5 protein-coding genes are annotated in these 5,419 nt (G+C 42.9%); all 5 read right to left on the bottom strand.

Annotated features, from left to right (window positions below; genetic code table 11):
- The coding region (locus AC1DPZ_RS21120) for a hypothetical protein (RefSeq protein ID WP_477407135.1) at positions 1-205 on the bottom strand (205 nt) is incomplete at its 3' end.
- The gene (locus AC1DPZ_RS21115; RefSeq protein ID WP_477407133.1) at positions 205-1,950 is read right to left on the bottom strand and encodes a hypothetical protein; all 1,746 of its coding nucleotides are present in this window, start codon (positions 1,948-1,950) and stop codon (positions 205-207) included. The genes AC1DPZ_RS21115 and AC1DPZ_RS21120, both read right to left, overlap by 1 nt.
- Position 1,951: 1 nt before the next feature.
- Complete coding sequence (locus AC1DPZ_RS21110; protein ID WP_477407131.1) at positions 1,952-3,298, bottom strand: collagen-like triple helix repeat-containing protein; 1,347 nt, start codon at positions 3,296-3,298, stop codon at positions 1,952-1,954.
- The gene (locus AC1DPZ_RS21105) at positions 3,298-3,912 is read right to left on the bottom strand and encodes a DUF6712 family protein (RefSeq protein WP_477407129.1); all 615 of its coding nucleotides are present in this window, start codon (positions 3,910-3,912) and stop codon (positions 3,298-3,300) included. Before AC1DPZ_RS21105 ends, AC1DPZ_RS21110 begins: the two co-directional genes overlap by 1 nt.
- Positions 3,913-4,092: 180 nt before the next feature.
- Positions 4,093-5,382, bottom strand: a complete 1,290-nt coding sequence (locus AC1DPZ_RS21100) for a hypothetical protein (protein WP_477407127.1) — start codon at positions 5,380-5,382, stop codon at positions 4,093-4,095.
- Positions 5,383-5,419: the final 37 nt, after the last annotated feature.

The raw sequence follows: 5,419 nt of genomic DNA, 5'->3' as shown, positions 1-5,419 counted from the left end.
ATTCAATTGCACCTCCAAAAAGTTGAAAAACTTCATTTACTTCCTGGGTGCCGGTGCCTGAGTACGTGAATGTTTTAATTGTTCTTATACCTGTAAACCGTTGTCCAGTTGAATAACTTATGAAATTGTAAGTTACTGATTGCATGCCAATGACCTGATATAAAACATCTGGTTGAATTTCGTTGCTTAAAATTTGATAAGCCATTATGGTTTTAAATTATTGACTCTAATAATATATCTTATCTGAATAAACTTTGCGTTTATCGGGAATTCCTGTACACCTATACCGCCTCTAACATAAGCGGGGTCGCCGTTACCTCTAATAATTAGACCAGTTCGTAAGTCGCCAGTGTTGTTGGATGTTGGCCTAATCCCTGGTTCGTAATGCTGATAGCTTTCGTTGCTAAATGCTACTATAACCACGCCGGAACCGGAAAAAGCATTGGTGTCAATTGCTTTAAATACCTTACCGACGTTGTAATTAACCGCATTATAAGTAATTGATCCGGATACAACGTAATAATAATTACCACCCGTCAAAGCCGTACCGGAAGTAATGTTTGCGCCGCCATCACTAAACCTTGCCATAATTGTGTGTCGTTGCGGTGCTTCAAGAATTTCACGAACCACACCGGACGCAACGGACGTAAACGACGTTTGCCCGCTTACTGTTGTAAGCCTTTGTCCAGGTTGATAAGTTGCGCCATTGTAGGCAATAGCCCCAACCTCAACTATATAAGGTATGCCTACGGTTAACGCATCCGAAGTGCTTTTAGTAATTGTGTCTAAATCGGCTATGCTATCGATATATTGGCCATTTCTATCGGCGTTAAAGCCGTAAGATGGAAACTTCGCCAATTCCCTACCCAAAGTATTTACTATAACATTAGTGTCAATTTGAGCATCTATTACCGAATTGGTTAATGTTATACTATCGTCAGTTGCCGTAATATTAATAGCACTTGCAAACTCAAAATCGCCTGCACTTTCAGTTCCACGGGCTTTTATCGGATATGCAATTGATTTTGCGCCAACGTAGGTGCCAAAATAAGAAAGGTTTTTTGCCGGACTTGCGAAACTTAAGCTAAGATCGCCTATGGTCGCGTTATTAAAAAGAGGGTCGCCCATATCGGAACCGTTAAACGTGTTAAATATAGAAAGTGAATTCAGCGCGGAAACTAACGAAGCAATATTTGAAAAGTAAGTAAACCCACTTGGCACGCTTGGATAAAGAGCACCGCCAGTACTTGATATGCCAGCCGTCAATTTAAAGTTACATTGATAAAACAAGCTGTATCTTAGTAAGCCCATATTGGCAAGATTGTTAGCTGATATATTGCATTGATAAAATAGGTTGGAAAATGCCGTTTGCACTGTATTACCGAAGGAAACTGATATACATTTATAAAAAGTGCAATTCGATAAAGTTAGATTACCACTTTCGAAGTTTATAGGAACATTGCAATTCAAGAAAATAGAGTTGACGACGATAGTAGTATAGCCTTGATAAATAGCAATATTATCAAAAATACAGTCGTAAACTGAAGTTGTACGTGTACCTGGTTGCTGCACATACCCGCCGGCACCTCTGTGTGTTATATTATAAAATGAATTGTCCCCGTTATCCGTTTGAAAAAATCCAAAGAAACTACTATCAAACACAACATCGCCGTCGCCTATCCAATTTTTATTGAGATTATTGAAATAGGGAATTTGCTCCCTATAAACACCACTACCAACTATAATCACTCCACCCTGCGAAGTTACGCTTTGCGCCTTAGTTAATGTCCAAAAAGGAAGTTGTCTACTACCGTTACCCGTTAGGTCGTTTCCCGACTTTGCTACATAGCAAAAATTTGCTGGTTTAACATCATCAGCTGAATTCGGAACCGTAAATCCGTATTTATTAGCCACTCCAGGCCTATAGGTCCAATTATATGTTGCACTCATTTTAGTTATCTCTACAGGTTAAAATTATATTACAACTTGCGTTGTTAAGGTCTGAATAGTTATATGTTGCAAAAACACGATCGCCGGCCGAATAAGCAAAAGGGAAGGTCTGCGTTGTGATCGGATATGTTCCGGATGAGCCAATTTTAAGTTTTGCATTCGTAGCTCCGGCAATCGTTAATGCTACTACATTTCCCGGGTTTTTCATTAAAAATGAGACTTCATTAACTCCTATAGGCGCTATTTGCCTGTCTACATTTTTCTTTTCATCCAGTATTAAGCTAATAGTTTTTAAAGCAGTCATTGCCTTTGTATCATCGATACGTGCCAGGGCTTGCGCAATGGTAGCAAATGCAACAATGCCGGGATTATTTTCGGTTGCGTTGGGTACAATGCCACCACCCGAACTGAGTACCCAAACATTATCGGTATTATCCCATAAATACATTTTAGCATCGGTACCTGTACCGGTATCAACGTAGGCATAATCACCAGCAATACCGATTGGGTTAGCTATGGCTAATGCTGTTACAGTTGTATAGCTGCCTTTAAAATGCTCCGACAAATTAGCAAGCTTCGTCTTTTCGGAAGTTGTATAATTTTCCTGGCTTAATCCATAACCTTCAACTGCATCAACTTTATCATCTATCTGCCCCTGCAACACCTCATCCGCTACACTCCTTAAACTTGCTTCATTGGCAATAGCTTCCTCATCAGAGTTATCCAGGGAAAACCCTTCAGGCCATACACCGCCCGTTTTCGGGCCAAAAAAGTGAGAGGTTGTTGTGTTGATATAATAATCACCGTTGGTACCGGTGTACAAATTGGACGGGTTACCCGTGCCGCTTAGGATAGTTTTGCCATTTACTCCTGCGGGGCCAGCTACACCTTGCGGTCCGGCTGGGCCGGCCGGACCGGTTTGCATCGAGAATACCTGGCTCCATGTGCCTGCCGATTTTTTGTAAAAAATGCCGCTGAGGGTGTTGATGTAGGTATCGTTGTTTTTACCTGTGGAGCTGCCGGGATTACCGGTGCCGTATAAAACGGTTCCGTCAGCGGCATTGCCTGTGGGGAAGGTATAAACTACTGTCCAAACGGCAGCTATTTTTTGCGCTATAGAACCTGTAGCTGTATTGATGAAAACGTCGCCAGGTTTACCGGTAATGTTTTGGGGCAGTGTATCACCAAAAGAAATATTCGCACCTACCGGCAATTCCGACCCGATAAACTGCAGCAGCGTGTTAAAGGCAAACTGGTAATCGGTGCCGCTTTTTATCAGGATGGAATTGTCGGCTGCGCTGATAATGGATGCTACGGGCAGATCGCTTATTTTTTTATCAGTTGCCATCAGTTTAAAAATTCGGTAATGGTTAAATTATAGTTGTTGTAGCTGCCCGGGTAGTTGAAATCTGTTTTATCAACACCCCTAATGCGCGGACCAGCCTGCCTGCTGCTTTTGTTTTTTGCATTATATCTCCAAAGCGGGAAGTCGGTCTTATTGTCCCACAAAAACTTTTCAACGTCGTTGGCATAGGCATTGGCTATGCTGCGCTGCTGTTGTACCAGCTTTACAACTTCGGGCGATGTAAGCGGATCGCCATTTTCGTGGCGTTTAATTACCGGGCCGGTTGCCGTATAATGCACCGCATCGTTTTCAATAAAGCGGGCGAAGGTGAAGTAAACCATGGTTGGCGACAGGCCCTGGTATAAAACAATGTGTCCATACTGGTCCAGGTATTCGCTGCCATTTAACAGGTCTTTATAGTGCTGCGGTGCATCCTCATTTAAGGTGCCATCTTCGTTAAAATGGGTTAAAAAGTCGTAGTATAAAGCATGTCCTAAAAATGGTTTTAAGTCCAGTTCCTGGGCTTTTTTGATGAATACCTTCAGGCGTTCGGGTTTTATATTTACAGTAATATCCTCGTATTGCTGAAATGTGGTTTGATTGATGAGATAGATCATAAGAAGCCCCCTCTAAATCTCCCCCTGAAGGGGGAGACTTTTGATTATGTTAATGGATAAGTTATTTATATGACCAGCATCTTGCGTAAAGAATTTGGCCATGAAAGATGCCCCGGCAGGGGCTACCAGTTTGTAGAAGAAAACCAAAAAGGTTTTGCGCCGTAGGTGCTACCTTGAAAATCAGGCTGGATTACACATTGCCTCAGCCTCGGCCTGTTTAAAGCCGTAGGCATAAACCAGGGCTGCTATTTTGTTTTGCAACGGAATGGCCGATGCAAGCAACTCATTGATGCTTTTACCTGCTTTTATACCTGCATTATCGTCGGCAGCTATAGCCGGTACGGTTATAATATTCCAGTTTCCGGACGGGTTAATATCGGTGTAAAAGTGACTAAATACTTCGGCCAGTGTTTCGGCAAGCTCCAGCCTGTCGGGCGCGGTGTTGTCATTAAACTCGATGATGGCCTGCTTTTTTTCACCGCCATTGCTTAAGCCTGATGATTTTTCGGCATTGATGAGTTCCCTCGGTACTGAGAACCCTTTAATGATCCGTGCTTCAACTGATCTTTCCGTTGTTTCAAACAGCTTATCATTGTTCTGGATAGGGTAGGCCTTAAACTCCGGTTTAGAGTTTTCATCTTCGTACTCAATCACAATGATTTTTTGTGCGCTTTYAGTTCCCTGGAATGCGCCAAGATCTTGCTCCAATTGCGATGTAGTATTTACACCGGCAAACTCATCGGCATCGGGCCTGCTGTTATCGGCTTCTTCCCTGCGGGCCCGCATAAACAACATGGTTGAAGGTAAAAAGCCGGTTGTTACCTCGCGGTTATTAAAAACCTTAATGCCCGCTTCGGTCTCAAAATCTTCCCAAACAGAATCAGCTTCAATCAATGGATAATCATCAACTTCGGGGTTAAAATAAAGCAGCTGGCCTTTGTATTTGTCCCATCCGCCGGCATCGGTAACCTGTTGTTGAATCACTACAGGATCTGGGTTGTAGCCGTCAAGGAAGGTGATCTTACTGCGCATAATATTCTTCCAGGTTTTACGGCCCCAGTCATTATAGATCGCGTATTTACCGGCAGTTTGCGGGCAATCGGTATCGCCCATGCGGATGTCTTCAAACTTTACATAGTTAACCGAAGCTATTTTGAAATTGGCGTTGTAATTTACGTGGACCCCAAAGCCAGTGAACAAGGCTTTGTCGGTTGCCAAAGCTTTCAATAACTTTGCCAATGTTAAACCTTTGGAATTTATCACCTGTTTACCCAGACCCTCTGTTTCAAATCCGTTACCGGCTATAAATTTGGCCCTCTTATTCCAGCAGTCTTTGGCAGTAGGTGATCCCGATACCAATTCCAGCATGCGCTGCGGATAGGCATTATCCAGGTCGTAGTTAAGGATGCCATACGTTTGATTAGGCCTTACCAGTATTCTTCGCTCAATTTGCGGTAAGTAGGTTTTCATATGCCCCCCTTACCCCCTAAAGGGGGAGTTAGCGTAC

This window comes from Mucilaginibacter sp. P4_G9 (assembly GCF_056400985.1).
The sequence above is the reverse complement of the archived record's forward strand: the minus strand, read 5'-3'. Positions and strand labels throughout refer to the sequence as shown.